Source organism: Rhodococcus sp. IEGM 1366 (genome assembly GCF_033142425.1).
GTDB lineage: Bacteria > Actinomycetota > Actinomycetes > Mycobacteriales > Mycobacteriaceae > Rhodococcus_F > Rhodococcus_F globerula.
Window position 1 is genome coordinate 490,705 of the sequence record NZ_JAWLRZ010000005.1, and the last position, 16,663, is coordinate 507,367.

The 16,663-nt window shown below is 61.1% G+C and carries 18 protein-coding genes; 11 read left to right on the forward strand and 7 right to left on the reverse strand.

All coding sequences use genetic code 11. From position 1 onward, the window contains the following. Positions 1-13: 13 nt before the first annotated feature. Complete coding sequence (locus R4P64_RS17820; protein WP_317822007.1) at positions 14-733, reverse strand: phosphonatase-like hydrolase; 720 nt, start codon at positions 731-733, stop codon at positions 14-16. Positions 734-842: 109 nt separating this feature from the next. On the opposite strand from R4P64_RS17820, the gene R4P64_RS17825 reads away from it, so the two are divergent. The 6 genes from R4P64_RS17825 (at position 843) to narI (ending at position 8,840) form a co-directional block, all read left to right on the forward strand. After that, entirely contained in the window at positions 843-1,556 is a 714-nt protein-coding gene (locus R4P64_RS17825) for a GntR family transcriptional regulator (protein ID WP_179300718.1), read from the forward strand. Positions 1,557-1,596: 40 nt separating this feature from the next. Continuing rightward, positions 1,597-1,995: a low affinity iron permease family protein gene (locus R4P64_RS17830; protein WP_033236203.1), complete on the forward strand. Its 399-nt coding sequence runs from the start codon at positions 1,597-1,599 to the stop codon at positions 1,993-1,995. A 126-nt stretch (positions 1,996-2,121) separates the two neighbouring features. Then, positions 2,122-5,799 carry a nitrate reductase subunit alpha gene (locus R4P64_RS17835; RefSeq protein ID WP_317822009.1) on the forward strand — a complete coding sequence of 1,226 codons (3,678 nt, stop codon included), beginning with the start codon at positions 2,122-2,124 and terminating at the stop codon, positions 5,797-5,799. Next, the gene (gene narH, locus R4P64_RS17840; RefSeq protein WP_317822011.1) at positions 5,799-7,457 is read left to right on the forward strand and encodes a nitrate reductase subunit beta; all 1,659 of its coding nucleotides are present in this window, start codon (positions 5,799-5,801) and stop codon (positions 7,455-7,457) included. Before R4P64_RS17835 ends, narH begins: the two co-directional genes overlap by 1 nt. Beyond that, positions 7,454-8,107 carry a nitrate reductase molybdenum cofactor assembly chaperone gene (narJ, locus tag R4P64_RS17845; protein ID WP_317540391.1) on the forward strand — a complete coding sequence of 218 codons (654 nt, stop codon included), beginning with the start codon at positions 7,454-7,456 and terminating at the stop codon, positions 8,105-8,107. Before narH ends, narJ begins: the two co-directional genes overlap by 4 nt. Before the next feature lies 1 nt (position 8,108). Beyond that, positions 8,109-8,840 carry a respiratory nitrate reductase subunit gamma gene (gene narI, locus R4P64_RS17850; protein WP_317822013.1) on the forward strand — a complete coding sequence of 244 codons (732 nt, stop codon included), beginning with the start codon at positions 8,109-8,111 and terminating at the stop codon, positions 8,838-8,840. Here the strand turns inward: narI and R4P64_RS17855 are convergent. Beyond that, positions 8,814-9,800, reverse strand: coding sequence for a tellurite resistance/C4-dicarboxylate transporter family protein (locus tag R4P64_RS17855; RefSeq protein ID WP_317822015.1), 987 nt, complete (start codon positions 9,798-9,800; stop codon positions 8,814-8,816). The genes narI and R4P64_RS17855 overlap by 27 nt on opposite strands. Before the next feature lie 143 nt (positions 9,801-9,943). Here R4P64_RS17855 and R4P64_RS17860 point away from each other — a divergent pair, with 143 nt between their 5' ends. Next, positions 9,944-11,224, forward strand: a complete 1,281-nt coding sequence (locus R4P64_RS17860; protein ID WP_317822017.1) for a DUF3500 domain-containing protein — start codon at positions 9,944-9,946, stop codon at positions 11,222-11,224. A gap of 55 nt (positions 11,225-11,279) precedes the next feature. On the opposite strand, the gene R4P64_RS34015 is transcribed toward R4P64_RS17860, so the two are convergent. Next, positions 11,280-11,510, reverse strand: coding sequence for an RlpA-like double-psi beta-barrel domain-containing protein (locus tag R4P64_RS34015; RefSeq protein ID WP_372472230.1), 231 nt, complete (start codon positions 11,508-11,510; stop codon positions 11,280-11,282). A 440-nt stretch (positions 11,511-11,950) separates the two neighbouring features. After that, entirely contained in the window at positions 11,951-12,847 is an 897-nt protein-coding gene (cynR, locus tag R4P64_RS17865) for a transcriptional regulator CynR (protein WP_141485831.1), read from the reverse strand. Positions 12,848-12,951: 104 nt separating this feature from the next. On the opposite strand from cynR, the gene R4P64_RS17870 reads away from it, so the two are divergent. From R4P64_RS17870 to R4P64_RS17880, 3 genes are all read left to right on the forward strand, one after another. Next, complete coding sequence (locus tag R4P64_RS17870) at positions 12,952-13,611, forward strand: carbonic anhydrase (protein WP_095887833.1); 660 nt, start codon at positions 12,952-12,954, stop codon at positions 13,609-13,611. 31 nt (positions 13,612-13,642) lie between these two features. Further along, positions 13,643-14,113 carry a cyanase gene (gene cynS / locus R4P64_RS17875; RefSeq protein WP_092808134.1) on the forward strand — a complete coding sequence of 157 codons (471 nt, stop codon included), beginning with the start codon at positions 13,643-13,645 and terminating at the stop codon, positions 14,111-14,113. Between the two features lie 81 nt (positions 14,114-14,194). Continuing rightward, positions 14,195-14,668: a nucleoside deaminase gene (locus tag R4P64_RS17880; protein ID WP_317822021.1), complete on the forward strand. Its 474-nt coding sequence runs from the start codon at positions 14,195-14,197 to the stop codon at positions 14,666-14,668. Here the strand turns inward: R4P64_RS17880 and R4P64_RS17885 are convergent. The 3 genes from R4P64_RS17885 to R4P64_RS17895 are packed head-to-tail and all read right to left on the reverse strand — an operon-like array spanning position 14,665 to position 15,927. Next, complete coding sequence (locus R4P64_RS17885; RefSeq protein ID WP_141485833.1) at positions 14,665-15,108, reverse strand: SRPBCC family protein; 444 nt, start codon at positions 15,106-15,108, stop codon at positions 14,665-14,667. The two genes, R4P64_RS17880 and R4P64_RS17885, sit on opposite strands and share 4 nt — an antisense overlap. A gap of 19 nt (positions 15,109-15,127) precedes the next feature. After that, positions 15,128-15,463 carry an ArsR/SmtB family transcription factor gene (locus R4P64_RS17890; protein ID WP_045067587.1) on the reverse strand — a complete coding sequence of 112 codons (336 nt, stop codon included), beginning with the start codon at positions 15,461-15,463 and terminating at the stop codon, positions 15,128-15,130. Continuing rightward, the gene (locus tag R4P64_RS17895) at positions 15,460-15,927 is read right to left on the reverse strand and encodes an SRPBCC domain-containing protein (RefSeq protein ID WP_045067585.1); all 468 of its coding nucleotides are present in this window, start codon (positions 15,925-15,927) and stop codon (positions 15,460-15,462) included. Before R4P64_RS17895 ends, R4P64_RS17890 begins: the two co-directional genes overlap by 4 nt. A 394-nt stretch (positions 15,928-16,321) precedes the next feature. Here R4P64_RS17895 and R4P64_RS17900 point away from each other — a divergent pair, with 394 nt between their 5' ends. Then, on the forward strand, positions 16,322-16,618 hold the full coding sequence (locus R4P64_RS17900) for a hypothetical protein (RefSeq protein ID WP_072782512.1): 297 nt from the start codon (positions 16,322-16,324) through the stop codon (positions 16,616-16,618). Positions 16,619-16,663 lie beyond the last annotated feature (45 nt).

Here is a 16,663-nt window from a genome sequence, read left to right on the forward strand (position 1 = left end):
AGGGCTAGCGAATTCAGCGAAGTACGAGGCTCGGGAGATCGGTGATGCTGTCGAGGATGTGGGTCGCGCCGGCATCGATCAGAACCTCACTCCGGTGGGCGCCGGTGCGGACGCCGGCGACGACGGACGCACCTGCGCGTCGACCCGATCGGATATCGCTCGCGGTGTCACCGACCACGGCGACAGCCGCCATGTCACTGACTCTGCACTGCAGTGCAGCAGCAAGCACGAGATCCGGATGCGGACGCCCTCGGAACGAATCCCCCGGCGCCAGATAAGCATCAGCGACAGTGCGCCACTCCAAAGCGTCCAGAATTCGATGCTGCGTGGCCGGCGAAAAGCCGGTCGTCAACACCACTGCAACGCCGGCCTCCCGGAGTTGTGTGATGGCGTCTGCGGCACCCGGTACCGAGGTCACGCCGCCGTCGATGCGCGCGTCGTACGCCGCTTCGAAAGCGTGATTGGCGGCTTGGGCGCGGTCTTCTGCGCCGAAGAGTGCTCGAAAGACTTCGATTTTGGACTGACCCATCGTTTCGAGGACGTAGCGGCGAGCGTCGTCGCGGTCTGCGCCGGACTCGGCGAGACCCACCGCAGTGGCCGCGGCATCAAAGGCGTCGATGACGAGACCGTCGTCGGCGACGGTGGTGCCGGCCATGTCCATCACAACCAGTTCAATGGCAGGTCCAACTAGGGCAGTTTCGCTAAGCGCTTGTGTCGCGGTCGAATTCGTCATGACCCATACGATGCATGTTGGTATAGACCAAGGCGAATCCGTTGCGTGAACTGATAATGAACTAACAGTGACATCTTGGTCTAGACCAAGAAATGGTAGTGTCTGACGCATGGCGGTCGACGCAGAACCTCGGATGCTAAAGCACCAGATCGTGCGCAAGAATCTCGACGCGCTTCTCGACGACCTGTCACCAGGAGACTCATTTCCCTCCGAACGAGATCTCGCCGAGAGATACGACGTGTCTCGGGAAACCCTGCGTCAAGCGATGCGTGAATTGCTCGTTGCCGGCCGCATCGAGCGGCGCGGTCGAACAACCGTTGTCGCAGACCCTAAAGTCGTTCTGCCACTTGCTATCGGCTCCTACACCGAAGCCGCGCGCAACAAGGGCATGACCGCTACCCGAATTCTGGTCGGATGGTCCGTCGACGGCGCTGACGACAATCTCGCGGATCTCCTGCACATTGAAACGGGTGACGCGGTCGTACAACTCGAGCGAGTGTTCACGACCGACAACGTCCGAGTCGGACTGGAAACAACCCGCATCGCCGCCCACAGAATCCCCGGCCTCATGGAGACCTTCGACTACAGAGATTCTCTCTACGCCGAACTACGCACACGCGGAATACAATTCGATCGCGTCGTCGACAGCATTGAGACCGTACTGCCCGACGCCCGAGAAGTATCACTGCTCAACGTCGACCCGCGGACCCCGATGTTCCTCCTCAACCGAGTGTCCTACGACATCGACGGAGTGCCCATCGAACAGAGACGATCCCTCTACCGCGGTGACCGCATGACCTTCACTGCAGTCATGCACGCGTAAACACACGCGCAATCAATCGTCGCCGACTAAAGTTCTGGTCATGGAGCGAAGCAGCGACGCTGCTCAAACCCGCAGTGGCGGTAACCGCCGCTCGCGGTTTGACGTGTTCGTCGAACATGCAGAGTTGCGAGTCAGTCAGGCACCGTTCTTCTTCCTGTGTGTCGCCATCGTGGTGGCCTGGTTTATCAGCTTGCCGTGGTGGACGGATCTCAAGACCTGGCAGGTTGCCATTCATACAGTCGCGAGTGTTTTCACACTGCTGTTGGTAGTGCTACTCGAGAATGCCGGCCGCCGCGCGAGCGAAGCGTCGCAAGAAAAGCTCAACGTCATCGCCGAGGCTCTGGCAGCAATGCTGGATTCATCCGCATTCGATGATCCCGAGCTCCGAACTGCTGCCAAACGACTCAGGGAGGCTGTTGGACTCGAAGAACGCCACTGAAATGTGACTGCCCATTTCGCCCGAACCGTCGCGACGAGTCCGAATTTGCGGTTCTATGGACGTGCATGCTCGTTCGTCAGATTCTCCATCGCTGTGGCGTTGGAGAAGACGTGAAGGAAGTGCACAGTGGTTGAACACATCGGTAGCAGCGCCGAGGACATCCTGCTCCGCGGCGGGCGCTTCTTCACTCCTGGGAAATTCTCGGACGACCTTCGCACCGTGAACCGCACAGGCGGCCGAGAAGGCGATATCTTCTACCGCGATCGTTGGAGCCACGACAAAGTGGTGCGCTCTACGCACGGGGTCAATTGCACCGGGTCGTGTTCGTGGAAGATCTATGTCAAGGACGGCATCATCACCTGGGAAACCCAGGAGACCGACTATCCAACGGTGGGACCGGACCGTCCTGAGTACGAACCGCGCGGCTGCCCACGCGGTGCCGCGTTCTCCTGGTACACGTACTCACCCACGAGAGTCCGCTACCCGTACGCACGGGGTGTTCTCGTCGAAATGTACCGCGAGGCACTGGCCAGACTCGGTGATCCGGTAGATGCGTGGGCCGACATTCAAGCCGATCCGGAACGTCGGCGAAAGTACCAGCAGGCCAGGGGAAAAGGTGGCCTGGTACGGGTCACGTGGGCCGAGGCCACCGAGATGATCGCCGCGGCACACGTGCACACCATCAAGAAGTACGGGCCAGACCGCGTTGCGGGGTTCTCCCCCATTCCGGCGATGTCGATGGTGTCGTTCGCGGCGGGGTCGAGGTTCATCGAACTCATCGGCGGTGTCATGACGTCCTTCTACGATTGGTACGCGGACCTCCCGGTGGCGTCACCTCAAGTGTTCGGTGACCAGACAGACGTGCCCGAGTCCGGGGACTGGTGGGACGCGTCGTATCTGATGATGTGGGGGTCCAACGTCCCGGTCACTCGAACCCCCGACGCTCATTGGATGGCGGAGGTTCGGTACCGCGGAACCAAAGTTGTCGCTATCAGCCCCGATTACGCGGACAACACCAAGTTCGCCGACGAGTGGATGCCGTGTGCCGCCGGCACCGACGGAGCTATGGCGATGGCGATGGGCCATGTCGTCCTGTCGGAGTTCTTCGTGAAGCAGCGTGAGCCGTTCTTCGACGACTACGTGCGTCAATTCACCGACCTTCCGTTCCTCGTCACCATCGAGGAGCGCGACGGCCGACTTGTCGCCGGCAAGAACCTGACCGCCGCCGATCTGGGTGAGGCGAGCGAAAATGCTGCATTCAAGCCGGTTGTGCTCAACCGCGCCACCGATGAGATGGTTGTACCGAACGGCTCTCTCGGTTTCCGCTTCGGCGACGAAGGTGTCGGAAAGTGGAATCTCGACCTCGGCGACATCGTTCCTGCTCTGAGCGTCGACACCGATTGGGGTGAAACTGCAGAAATACATCTTCCGCGCTTCGACACACCGGATGGTCACGGCGAAACCATGGTCCGGGGTGTACCGGTGCGCCGTGTGGGTGATCGACTGGTGTGCACTGTCTTCGATCTGATGCTCGCCCAGTACGGGGTGCAGCGCGACGGAATGCCGGGGCATTGGCCGTCCGGCTTCGACGACCCGTCTGAGCCATACACCCCCGCGTGGCAGGAATCGATTACCGGCGTCAGCGCCGCGCAAGTGATTCGCATAGCGCGTGAATTTGCCACCAACGCAGTCGAATCGGGTGGCCGATCGATGATCATCATGGGTGCGGGTATTTGTCAGTGGTTCCACGGCGATGCCACCTATCGAGCAGTTCTCAGCCTCCTGCTGCTCACTGGGTCGATGGGACGCAACGGCGGCGGGTGGGCGCACTACGTCGGCCAGGAAAAATGCAGACCCGTCACAGGTTGGGCGACAGTGGCAATGGGGACGGATTGGCTCCGGCCGCCGCGACAGATGGCCGGAACTTCCTACTGGTATGTCCACACCGACCAGTGGCGCTACGACGGTTACCAAGCTGATGCACTCTCCAGCCCCGTCGGCCGAGGTAATTTCAGTGGCCGACACACGATGGACGTGATGACATCGGCCGTGTCGATGGGATGGACACCTTTCTATCCCCAGTTCGATCGATCGAGCCTCGATCTGGCTGAAGAGGCAGATGCACACGAATGTGACGTCGCTGAGCACGTTGCCAGCCAATTATCTTCGGGTGCACTCAAACTCGCTGTCACCGATCCCGATAATCCCCAGAACTGGCCGCGAGTGCTGAGCGTATGGCGTGCAAATCTACTCGGGTCGTCGAGCAAGGGAAACGAATACTTCCTTCGCCACCTACTCGGCACGGACTCGAACCTGCAGGCCGAGCCGACGCCGGAGAACCTGCGCCCCAATGACATAACGTGGACCGACGACATCCCCGAGGGGAAACTCGATCTGTTGATGTCGATCGACTTTCGGATGACGTCCACAACTTTGCTTTCCGACGTGGTGCTGCCGGCGGCAACGTGGTACGAGAAACACGACCTGTCGAGCACGGACATGCATCCGTTCCTTCATGCATTCTCCCCCGCTATCGACCCGCCGTGGGAAACCCGCTCGGATTTCGACGCTTTCGGCGCGGTTGCCAAGGCATTCAGCGTGCTGGCGGAAAAGCATCTCGGAAAACGCCGGGACGTCGTGATGGGCACACTGCAACACGACACACCCGGCGCGATGGCCTACGCCTCGGGTAGAGAACAAGATTGGCACTCGCAAGGAAAGACACCCGTCCCGGGCAAGACGATGGGTCCCCTCGTCGTCGTCGAACGCGACTATCCCGCCGTCGCGGAGCAGTGGGCTGCACTGGGCCCGCTGGTCGAGAAGGCCGGCCTCACCACCAAGGGCGTCACGACACATCCGAAGCGTGAGGTGGAAGAACTCGCCGCCAAACACGGGGTCTTCGATTCGGGTGCTGCCGCAGGTAGACCGGCGCTCGATACTGCCGAAAAGATGGCTGAGGCAATCCTCGCGCTGTCCGGAACTTCGAACGGCAGGCTCGCAGTACAAGGGTTCGCCGAACTGGAGAAACGAACCGGAAGACCACTGACACATTTGGCGTCGGGCAGTGAGGAACGCCGAATCACCTTCGCGGACACACAGGCTCGACCTGTCCCGGTGATCACCAGCCCGGAATGGTCAGGCAGCGAAACCGGTGGCCGACGCTACGCGCCGTTCACCGTCAACATCGAGGAGCTCAAACCCTTCCACACGCTCACCGGTCGAATGCACTTCTACCTCGATCACGACTGGATCGAGGAACTGGGCGAACAACTACCGATCTACCGCCCACCACTCGACATGGCAAGCCTGTTCGGCGAACCTGCTCTCGGAGATCGCAACGGCGGAATCGGTCTCAGCGTCCGCTATCTGACGCCTCATTCGAAATGGTCGATCCACTCCGAGTACCAGGACAACCTGTTCATGCTCTCCCTCTCGAGGGGCGGGCCGACGATGTGGATGAGCCCCGGCGACGCCGCCAAAATCGAGGTATCGGACAACGATTGGGTCGAAGCCGTCAACCGTAACGGTGTCGTCGTGTGCAGGGCGATCGTGTCGCATCGAATGCCGGACGGCGTGGTCTTCGTTTATCACGCCCAGGAACGCACCATCGACGTGCCGCTCACGGAGACAACGGGAAAGCGTGGCGGCATCCATAATTCGTTGACCAGACTGTTGATCAAACCTTCCCACCTTGCCGGCGGCTATGCCCAAACGTCATTTGCCTTCAACTATCTCGGGCCCACCGGAAACCAACGCGACGAAGTAACCGTGGTGCGTCGTCGCTCGCAGGAGGTGACGTACTGATGCGAGTCATGGCGCAACTGGCGATGGTGATGAATCTCGACAAGTGCATCGGCTGTCACACCTGTTCCGTGACGTGTAAGCAGGCGTGGACCAACCGATCAGGTACCGAGTACGTGTGGTTCAACAATGTGGAAACCCGTCCGGGCCAGGGTTATCCGCGCACGTACGAGGACCAGGAGAAGTGGAATGGCGGGTGGGTTCGCAACAAGAACGGCCGACTTCGCCTGCGTGACGGTGGCCGATTGAAGAAGCTCTCGCGCATCTTCGCGAATCCGAAGATGCCGTCCATTCAGGACTACTACGAACCCTGGACCTACGACTACGAGAATCTCACCCAGGCTCCCCTCGGGGAGCATATGCCGGTAGCCGCGCCGCGAAGCCTCATCAGCGGTGAACCCATGAAGGTGGAGTGGTCCGCCAACTGGGACGACGACCTGGCCGGCTCACCCGAGATCGTTCCTGACGACCCGATTCTGAAAAAGATCAGCACGGAGGTCAAGCTCCAACTCGAAGACACGTTCATGTTCTACCTGCCGCGTATCTGCGAGCACTGCCTCAATCCGTCGTGTGTTGCGTCCTGCCCGTCGGGTGCGATGTACAAGCGGTCCGAGGACGGGATCGTGCTCGTCGACCAGGACAAGTGCCGCGGCTGGCGCATGTGCGTGTCCGGATGCCCGTACAAGAAGGTGTATTTCAACCACAAGACCGGTAAAGCCGAGAAATGCACGTTCTGTTATCCCCGCGTCGAAGTGGGCTTGCCGACGGTGTGCGCGGAGACCTGCGTCGGCCGTCTGCGATACATCGGCCTCATCTTCTACGACGTGGACAAGGTTCTCGCGGCCGCGACAGTTCCGGATGACAAAGACCTGTACGAGGCGCAACTCGACGTGCTGCTTGATCCGAATGATCCCGAGGTCATCGAAGGTGCTCGCGCAGAGGGCATCTCGGACGAATGGATCGAGGCAGCGCAGAAATCTCCCATCTACGCACTGATCAAGGACTATCGCGTCGCGCTGCCGCTTCATCCGGAGTTCCGCACCATGCCGATGGTCTGGTACGTCCCGCCCCTCTCCCCAGTCGTCGACGCCGTGAGCCGCGACGGTCACGATGGGGAAGACGTCGGAAACCTCTTCGGGGCTCTCGACTCGTTGCGAATTCCGATCGAATATCTCGCCGGCCTTTTCTCCGCAGGTGACACCGATGTGATCGACGGAGTTCTGCGACGGCTGGCTGCCATGCGGTCGTACATGCGCGACATCAACCTAGGACGCGAACCGCAGCCGCATATACCCGAGGCCGTGGGAATGACCGAGGAAAGCATGTACGAGATGTATCGCCTCCTTGCCTTGGCGAAGTACGACGAGCGGTACATCATTCCCACCGCCTACGCCGTTGACGGACACAAGCTCGAAGAGAGCGCCACCGAGTGTTCTCTCGATTTCGACGGCGGACCGGGCATGCACGAGTCCGGCCCGTTCGGCGAAGCCAGTGGCGGTCCGGTCCCGGTGGCAGTCGAGACTTTTCACGCGCTACGCGAGCGTCAAACCACTGGCGAAATGTCCGCCAACTCGACCAACCCGTCCCGGGTCAACCTTCTGAACTGGGATGGCAAAGGTTCGCCGAGCGGACTCTTTCCTGATCGAGGCGAGAACCAATGATCAGCTTCGGCCGACGTCGGCGCAGCGCCGGGCAGGACCGCTTGGTGTGGCACGCTGCCGGTTTGTTGTTGGCATACCCCGACAGTGGACAAGGCGAAAGACTCGCGGTTGTCGGGGACATTCTCGGGCATCTCCCGTCAGCTCCCCGAGAGCAACTCACCCTCACTCACCGCTTTCTTTGCGACAGCGAGGAATTCGCAGCGGCGGCGCAGTACGTCGAGACATTCGATCTGAAGCGGCGCAGCACGCTGTACCTCACGTACTGGACGGCGGGTGACACCCGCAATCGCGGGCGTGAAATCCTGGCCTTCGCCGACGCCTATCGCGCGGCCGGAGTTGATCCGCCGAAAAGCGAGTCGGCAGACCACCTGACTGTCGTCCTCGAGTTCGCTTCTCTCGTCGACCCGGATGCCGGCGCGAAGCTGCTTTCGGCGCATCGCGTTCCGCTAGACATGATCCGATCGTCACTGACCGACGTGGACTCGCCGTACGCTCCCGTTCTCAGGGCAGTGTGCAACACACTGCCCCCAGCTTCCGACAACGACATGCGTCGCGCCCAGCAGCTCGCCGCCTCGGGACCGCCCGCCGAATCTGTCGGACTCCCACTCTTCACCCTGACCGTCCCACCCCGCCGCGAAGGAGTGACGTGAGATGTCTGCCGGTGAAATCTACTGGGACATAGTGCCGTACGTCGTGTTGGCGATCTTCGTGAGCGGCACGTGGTGGCGTTACCGCTACGACAAGTTCGGCTGGACGACGAGGTCGTCGCAACTGTACGAGCATCGATTGTTGAGAATTGGCAGCCCCCTGTTCCATTTCGGCATTCTGGTGGTCATCATCGGACATGTCATCGGCCTGGTGATCCCGCAATCCTGGACCGACGCAATCGGGATAAGCGACCACATCTATCACCTGCAGGCCCTCGTTCTCGGTTCGATCGCGGGCCTGGCAACCTTGGTCGGCGCGGGGATCCTGGTGTATCGCAGGCGGACCCGGGGACCGGTGTTCATGGCCACGACCTGGAACGACAAGCTGATGTACGTCGTGCTGATCGCCGCAATCGTCGCTGGTCTCGCCACGACAGTGCTGGGGTCCGGAGCGTTCGGCGAAGAATCCAACTACCGGACGACGGTCTCCCCGTGGTTCCGATCCATCTGGATCTTCCAGCCTCGTGGTGATCTCATGGCACAGGCGTCACTCGACTTCCACATTCACGTCACGATCGCGTTGGTGTTGTTTGCACTGTGGCCGTTCACGCGCCTGGTACACGTATTCAGCGCGCCGGTCGCGTACCTGTTTCGGCCGTACATCGTCTACCGCAGTCGCGACGACGCCCGGAAGGGCGAACCCGTCGGCTCACGCCCCCACCGTCGGGGTTGGTGAACTCACAGTCCACAATCGCCACACAGATGCGATCAGCAGAACTACGCACAGGGCTACCGCCGGCCACACCAGAATCTCGCCCACCGTCTTCAACCACGGGGTCGACGCCGTCGCCGCGACAGTTAACGACGCCGCCGACGTCATCCCCATCGGGAATGCCGTCGACCAACGTCTGACGTCGTATTCCAGTCGAGGCCAAATCAATTCGCAGACAAACAACATGCCGTAGCAGCCGAGAACGAGAATGATGAGCACGATGCTCAATCGTTGAAACGACAGGTGTAGCGTTTCCGGCCAAGCCACCACGGGCGCTGCCGCTGTGAGTTTTCCGGCCGCGAGCGTCGAGATGGCCAGGGCGCCGCCGAACACCCAGTGATCACCGGCCCCGACTCGGAGCTGATTGAACGAGAACCGCACGAGCACCAACACGTAAAACCCCAGGCCGAGCACAAACGCAGCCGCCGACGGTAGCGCAATCCAGTGCGCCGTAGTCGTGGCAGCGAGCGTCGCACCGAGTACGGCCAAACCCTGCGTTGCGACGCACAGCAGAAAGTGCACGCCGACGGTTGGCGAGGTCCAGTGTCGAATTACCGCCGGTATGAGCACGATCCACGCCACCAGTGCGATAGCGAGCGCGGCATAACCGACCAGATCCCAGTCGAGCAGTACAACCCGAGTACCCAACACGGTTGTCGCGGCCACTCCCGTGAGAGCCGGCGGAGTGTCGGCCTCGTCGATCCACCGGGCGCGATTGTCGACCAACCGCGATACGAACACCACAGCCAGAACAAGCCAGATTGCTGCGCCTATCCCCAGCCATACCAGCGAAAAGACCTCGAATCCCACCAGATGCAAGGCCACCGACACGATTCCCGAAGACATCGCGGCGGCTCCCGCACCGGGAGGAATTACCTCGAGCGTGCGGTTGGCTGTCGATCTCGCGCGATGATCGCCGGTCACATCCTCAATGATGAGCGATGATGCGGTGTATGTCCTGATTTCGACTCCACGTACTTCCCCGACAGCATGCACCCAGATTTCTCACGGCGAACGTCCAGAGCAGTCACAGTGAACATGCAGGTATCGCAAATACTTTTGACTCCATGATGATCCGACGCACTCCGAGTACTTTCTCAGCTAGTCCTGGTCGCCGCCGCATTGCCTTCGTGTCCGTCCTGCTGGCTGGCGGGCTACTTCTGGGCGGGTGCACCGCCGAGACAGCCGGTACCAACTCGACAACGTCGGCGTCCACGTCGACGGTGTCGTCCACTGTCGCGTCTGCGAACTCGACTGACTCGACGACCACAGCCGAAACGATCACCGACACCGCAGCAGCGACCGAAGCATTTCTGCAGACATTGTCAGCCGAGCAGCGCGAGGCGGTTCTCTACGCCTACGACGACGAAACCAAAACGACGTCGTGGTCGAACTTTCCGGTGACGTTCGTCGATCGAGCGGGACTCAATATCTCCGAGCTGACCGAGGAGCAACAAGCGGCCGCCATGAAGGTACTCGAAGCACTGCTGAGCGAGGCGGGTTACGACACCGTCACCGGCATCATGGGCGGCGACGAATATCTGCACGAGAACAGTACGTCGACGGAAGATTCTCTCGGTCAGTACTACATCGCGTTCTTCGGCGATCCGTCGAACACGGATGCGTGGGCAGTTCAGTTCGGCGGACATCACCTCGGCATCAACGCGACGCTCGACGGCTCCGCCGACTCCATCACGTTCGCACCGACTCACCTGGGCATACAGCCCGCCGTCTACACCGATGCCGACGGCAACGAGGTTCAGCCGTTCGATGGTATCTACACGAGCGCGTTCGCCTTCTACGACAGCTTGTCCGATGAGCAGAGGGTTCAGTTGTATCAGGGCGAGACCGTAGCGAATATGGTGTGCGCGCCGGGCAGTACTTGTGACTACCCCACTGGCACAGGGCTTTCCGGTTCAGACCTGTCGGACGAGCAGAAGCAGTTGCTGCTCGGCGTGATAGCGAACTGGGTTGGCCTTGCAGACGAGGAGACCACTGCGGACGCGCTCGCGACGATCGAGGCGAGCCTCGACGAGACGTACGTGAACTGGTCCGGTGCAACCGAGTACGACATGACGCAGGGCGATGGCATCTACTTCCAGATCTCCGGACCGGATGTCTACGTCGAGTTTGCCGCGCAGCAGGGATCTGCCGGCGCGGACGTCGAAGGCGTGAATACCTCAGGTTGGGGCCACGTCCACACCATCTACCGAGACCCGAGTAACGACTACGCCGGAAGTGTTGTCCAGCAGGAAGCTACGGGTATGGGCGGTGGCGCGGGCGCACCCGGCAGTGGCGGCGCACCAGGTACAGGTGGGCCCGGTAGCACGCCCCCGAACGGCAGCTAGGTCCCGGAGCCAGAAAGGTGAGCCTCCTCAGTCGGTGCCCGATTCACGGACGAGATCAGCCGATGAACCGCCATGTAACAGGAATTCTTCCGTCCGAAAGATTACCCAACCTCTTGAACGCGGCTGGTGAAAGATCAAGATCACCGGCAGCGCAGCCTGGACAGGTATCTACGATGGTGACAGTTACGGATCTCGGCCCGCTCGAGGCCAGAATTTGTTTTCCGCACAACGCTCTGGTCCAGATCCTTGCGGATATCGCAACCACGTAGTCGGTATCTGCTGACATACCGCCGCAACTACCGAGACCGGCATGAAAGTACGTCGCATCGCCACTGTGTGTTGTCGCGTCGTCGGTTGTATCGCCTGCACTACCCGCACTACCTGTGGAGGCGCCTCCCAGTAGGTCGAACAGAGTGGGCTGCGCCTCCGCGACAGACGTTCCCGCCAATACAGCAGCGGACGCCGTCACCGCAACGGCCACGGATACCGCAATTCGTCGCACCGAACATCGGGACAAAGCGACCTCCTGTTTTCAATCGAGAAATCGGATATTTCCGACGTCGGGCGACGGTATCGGCCGGCCGGTACTCCCGTTGGGTAGGCTCGCCGGACATTCCGACCGGGTTCGGTAATAGTGACGATGGTCCCGGGCGTCAATGCGCTCCTGTCACTGCCTAAGGCAGCGACAGCTCGTGAATCGACGGTCTGCACATGAGCAGATGAGCCTCACCCGGGCCACCCGTTTAGGTGGTCCCAGGTCGAGGCCATTTCGGCGAAGGCCCGGCCCGCGGCCGTGCGATAGGCACCCTTCCGTCGGAGCAGGGCCACCGTACGCGGGGGCAATGCCGGTGACAGCGGAATCGAGGACAGGCCCCGTTGTTCGAGGGTGATCGCGTCAGGCAGCACCGTCGCGAGACTGCCGCGGCGGACGATCTCCACGATCGCGCCGATCGAGCTGACCTCGATAGCCGTCCGAGGTGTGATGTCCTGCTGCTTGAAGTACCGATCGATGTGAAGCCGCGTCGCGAAATCACTGCTGAGCAACACCAGTGCCTGATCCTCCAGTGTCTTCGCAGGCAGCGGTTTCGACCGACCGGCATGCGAATGCTCTTCACCGACAACGAGACTGAGAGTTTCGACAAACAGCGACTCGCTCTCGATCTCCTCCGAGCGCACGTCCGCAAACGCAATGCCGACGTCGAGTCCGTCGCGTGCCAACTCCGCCTCGATTCGGTCCTGAGTCATCTCCTGAACGGTGACGGCAATGCCTGGGTGGCGCGTCGTGAATCGGTCCATCAACGGACCCACCAGGTAGGCCGCGAAGGTGGGCGTCGTCGCCAGCCTCAGCGAGCCGCGACTGAGGTCCTGGACATCGTGGATCGCGCGCTCGGCGGCATCCAGATCCTGCAGAGCTCGCCGCGCGTAATGCAGGAAAGCCTCGCCGGCGTCGGTGGTTCGCACCGTCCGCCCGGACCGGTCCAGCAACTGCACCCGCAGAGCGGATTCGAGCTGCTTGATCTGCTGGGACAGAGTCGGCTGCGACACATGCAGCGACTCCGCCGCCCGGGTGAAGTTTCCATGTTCGGCGACCGCAAGCAGATAACGGATATGACGTAGCTCCATAACTAGAACTATAGGCACTGTCTATCGAGGTAATGAATAACAAGTCTTGGACACTATCGACCATCGAGGTCATCCTTGAGTCATCACCATTGCAAGGAGGCAACATGCACGACATCATCAACGGCTTTATGACATTCCAGAAGGACGCCTTTCAGAAACGCTCCGGACTTTTCAAGGAACTCGCGACGACTCAGAACCCGCAGGCCCTATTCGTCAGCTGCTCTGACAGCCGAGTGGTCCCGGAACTGGTAACCCAACGCGAACCCGGCGATCTGTTCGTCATCCGCAACGCCGGCAACATCGTCCCGTCGTACGGGCCGGAACCGGGCGGCGTATCCGCCACCGTCGAGTACGCGGTCGCAGTTCTCGGTGTCACCGACATCGTGATCCTCGGCCACTCCGATTGCGGCGCGATGACGGCGATCTCCACCGGCAAGCCCCTCGACGAGATGCCGGCCGTCGCGCACTGGCTCCAGCACGCAGATTCCGCGAGGGTCGTCAACGCCGCCCGCACGCACGGCTCGGCAGCCGAGAAACTGAACGCACTGGTCCACGAGAACGTCATCGCCCAGTTGACCAACCTCGCAACCCACCCCTCGGTCGCTCTCGCACTCGAACAAGGTCGACTGAACCTGCACGGCTGGGTCTACGACATCGAAACCGGCTCGATCGAAGCCCTCGACGGCGGCACCCGCCGGTTCGTCTCGCTCGTCGAACACCCCCAGACCTGCGCCGCGGCAACAATGCCCGGCGTCCCCGCCTGATCCCCCACCCAAAATAAAGAAGGAAATCATTATGATTCAGTCACAGTTCACCCAAGGACCCCGCGAAGAACTCACCGCAGCCGTCATCGACGCCAAGGCCCGAAAAGACCTGTCCTGGCAGGAACTGACCGACGGCACGGGGCTGAGTGTGGCCTTTGTAACCGCAGCCCTCCTCGGTCAGCATGCACTTCCCGCCGACGCCGCGAAGGTCGTCGCGGACAAGCTCAGTCTGGACGAGGACGCGGTGCGATTGCTACAGACCATCCCTCTGCGCGGTTCCATCCCCGGCGGCGTGCCCACCGACCCGACCATCTACCGCTTCTACGAGATGCTTCAGGTCTACGGCACCACCCTCAAGGCATTGGTGCACGAGCAGTTCGGCGACGGCATTATCAGTGCAATCAACTTCAAGCTCGACATCAAGAAGGTTGCCGATCCGGATGGCGGCGAGCGCGCGGTCATCACGCTCGACGGCAAGTACCTGCCGACCAAGCCCTTCTAGCTTCGGCGTGACGGCGGCCTTGCTCCCGAGGCCGCCGCCCCTGAACACCTTCCTGAAACACACTGTCAGACAAGGACTGTCATGGACCCTATTCAACGAACCATCGATATCGCGAATGCCAATGTCGCCGAGGGCGGCCGGCCCTTCGCCACCGTCATCGCCCGCGACGGTGAGATCCTTGCCGAAAGCCCCAACCTGGTGGCCCAGACGAACGACCCGACAGCGCACGCGGAGATCCTCGCGATCCGTGCCGCCTGCACCACACTGGGCACCGAGCATTTGACCGGGTGCACCATCTATGTGCTCGCGCATCCCTGCCCGATGTGCCTCGGTTCGCTCTATTACTGCAGTCCGGACCGGGTCGTATTCCTCACGCAACGCACCGACTACGAACCGTATTACGTCGACGACCGCAAGTACTTCGAACTGAGCACCTTCTACGGAGAATTCGCCAAGGACCCGGTTGAGCGCAGACTACCGATGGACTACCAACCCCACGACGGCGCAATCGAGGTCTACCGCGCCTGGCAGGAGCGGAACTACTCCACTACCTAGTTCCAGTTGTCGATCTTGACGTCGCGGGGATCCGGTGCGCCAGTGCCGGTTTCGACCTTCGACTTCAGGCTCATCAGGAAGAGCGCCCACTTGGTGCTGCAATGGTGCAGAAACTCCACCGGCTCCTTCCACCCTTCATGCGCGAAGAGGACGACGGTGAAATCGCCGTCGCGTCGGAGGTCCCACACCACGCGGGTCCCGATCCATTCTTCCGGCCCTGCGGTCACCTCCCACAGCACTCGTTTGTCGGGCTGGAGTTCTACCACTTTCATATCAATCCGGCCTTCACCGAAGCGGAATTGAAGCGTGCCTCCGATATTCGGATCTCCGTCCGTATCGCTGGTCCACCAGCCGGCCAGACCGTCAACCGTCGTCAACGCTGCGTAGACATCGCCGACAGAGGACGACTTGATCCCAACCCTGTGCAGAATGTCGACCATCGCGGGTTCCTCCTTCTTCTCATTTCCGGTTGTTATGTTCGATTGCTTCCGCAATCCGTTTGATGCGCTGCAACCGGGCATCCCACGACGAACCGACTGCATTCAGCTGCGCTACGGCGCGGGCGAGTTGCGCGGCATCGACCCGGTAGAGCCTCTCCCGGCCGGCGGGCGTGACATGTACCAAACCAACGCGGTCGAGAGTGCCGAGGTGTTTCGCGACAGCTTGACGGGTTACGGGTAGCTGTTCACTCAGAGTGGTCGCCGTCCCCTCCCCATTTGCCAACAGCAAGTCGAGCATTCGTCGGCGTGTGGGGTCCCCGATCGCTGTCCAGAGGTCGTCGTCGATAAGGCTCATCCGCTCGCACCCAGTCGGGCTGCGCACTCGACAAGCCGCGGCAGGTGCCGGTTCCACCCCTCGACGTGAGAGTTGTACTGCTCCTCGAGAACTGCGACCTCCCAGCCCATTTCACGGAACCCGGTTTCCGTCATACGCAGCGTCGTGCCCTCTCCCGATGGACTGAGTTCGAATGTCACCAACAGACTGTTCATTGGGGGCACCGCGTCATCGGACAAGTGAGCCCATCGGAATGAAAACAATCGGGGTGGCGCAGCGTCGACCACCTCGATCCGGGCAACATGACTGTCAGGCGAGGTCCGCTCTCCCCACACGAGTTCGCCGACAGAGCCCGGAACCGGTTCCAGGTCGACAACCTCGTCGGACCACCACTCCTTCAAATGCTCAGGACTGCTGATGACCTCGTAAACCACGTCGGGTGCGGCGTCGACGTAGATTGACCGCTCGATTTGTCCGTACTCCATACCGGCACCTCTTCTGCAACCTTTGGTTGCATATCAGAATACCCAGCTGAAGTCGCATACGCAACCGATCATTGCGCTTCGCGAAGTCGCTACACCGGACCATCATCCGATGTAGCGACTTCGCAACGCCTATACCGAAATTCAGGACGCCGCGACTCCACAGTTTCCGCATGTCCTGCGGCGCACCGGAGTAATGTCGACACCGTCAGATCAGATTGCAACCGTGCGACGCCGCCTCATTTCAACGGCGACGGCAAGGCCGTCTGCCCCACGTCGGGAGACCGGAAGTGACACAACTCCTGAACGCGGCAAGCGTGTCTCACCGGCAAAAGATCGCACACGGCAGGCAGCGTTCACCATCGCCTGACTGATTCTTCCAGTGAAAGGGTTTTCGATGACAACAGAACATCAACAACACTCGGAACATGAACACAGCCATGGTGAAGGGTGCGGCCACGTCGCCGTTCCGCACGGTGACCATGTCGATTATGCGCACGACGGGCACCTACATCGTCCCCACGGCGATCATGTCGACGAATGTGAGACGTCGGAGCACGTCGTACACGAAGGCCATGATCACGTCCACGGCGAAGGGTGTGGCCACGTCGCCGTTCCGCACGGCGATCACACGGACTACGTCCACGATGGCCATCGACACGCCGCACATGGTGAGCACTACGACGAACACTGACCGCCACGCTGGACACGTTCGCACGGGACTGGCGCACTCACCACA

What these genes read in the sequence shown, in the direction of transcription:
- R4P64_RS17820 (WP_317822007.1), bottom strand. Translation starts at nt 733, where the DNA reads ATGACGAATTCGACCGCGACACAAGCGCTTAGCGAAACTGCCCTAGTT.
- R4P64_RS17825 (WP_179300718.1), top strand. Translation starts at nt 843, where the DNA reads ATGGCGGTCGACGCAGAACCTCGGATGCTAAAGCACCAGATCGTGCGC.
- R4P64_RS17830 (WP_033236203.1), top strand. Translation starts at nt 1,597, where the DNA reads ATGGAGCGAAGCAGCGACGCTGCTCAAACCCGCAGTGGCGGTAACCGC.
- narH (WP_317822011.1), top strand. Translation starts at nt 5,799, where the DNA reads ATGCGAGTCATGGCGCAACTGGCGATGGTGATGAATCTCGACAAGTGC.
- narJ (WP_317540391.1), top strand. Translation starts at nt 7,454, where the DNA reads ATGATCAGCTTCGGCCGACGTCGGCGCAGCGCCGGGCAGGACCGCTTG.
- narI (WP_317822013.1), top strand. Translation starts at nt 8,109, where the DNA reads ATGTCTGCCGGTGAAATCTACTGGGACATAGTGCCGTACGTCGTGTTG.
- R4P64_RS17860 (WP_317822017.1), top strand. Translation starts at nt 9,944, where the DNA reads ATGATGATCCGACGCACTCCGAGTACTTTCTCAGCTAGTCCTGGTCGC.
- R4P64_RS34015 (WP_372472230.1), bottom strand. Translation starts at nt 11,510, where the DNA reads ATGTCAGCAGATACCGACTACGTGGTTGCGATATCCGCAAGGATCTGG.
- cynR (WP_141485831.1), bottom strand. Translation starts at nt 12,847, where the DNA reads ATGGAGCTACGTCATATCCGTTATCTGCTTGCGGTCGCCGAACATGGA.
- R4P64_RS17870 (WP_095887833.1), top strand. Translation starts at nt 12,952, where the DNA reads ATGCACGACATCATCAACGGCTTTATGACATTCCAGAAGGACGCCTTT.
- cynS (WP_092808134.1), top strand. Translation starts at nt 13,643, where the DNA reads ATGATTCAGTCACAGTTCACCCAAGGACCCCGCGAAGAACTCACCGCA.
- R4P64_RS17880 (WP_317822021.1), top strand. Translation starts at nt 14,195, where the DNA reads ATGGACCCTATTCAACGAACCATCGATATCGCGAATGCCAATGTCGCC.
- R4P64_RS17885 (WP_141485833.1), bottom strand. Translation starts at nt 15,108, where the DNA reads ATGGTCGACATTCTGCACAGGGTTGGGATCAAGTCGTCCTCTGTCGGC.
- R4P64_RS17890 (WP_045067587.1), bottom strand. Translation starts at nt 15,463, where the DNA reads ATGAGCCTTATCGACGACGACCTCTGGACAGCGATCGGGGACCCCACA.
- R4P64_RS17895 (WP_045067585.1), bottom strand. Translation starts at nt 15,927, where the DNA reads ATGGAGTACGGACAAATCGAGCGGTCAATCTACGTCGACGCCGCACCC.
- R4P64_RS17900 (WP_072782512.1), top strand. Translation starts at nt 16,322, where the DNA reads ATGACAACAGAACATCAACAACACTCGGAACATGAACACAGCCATGGT.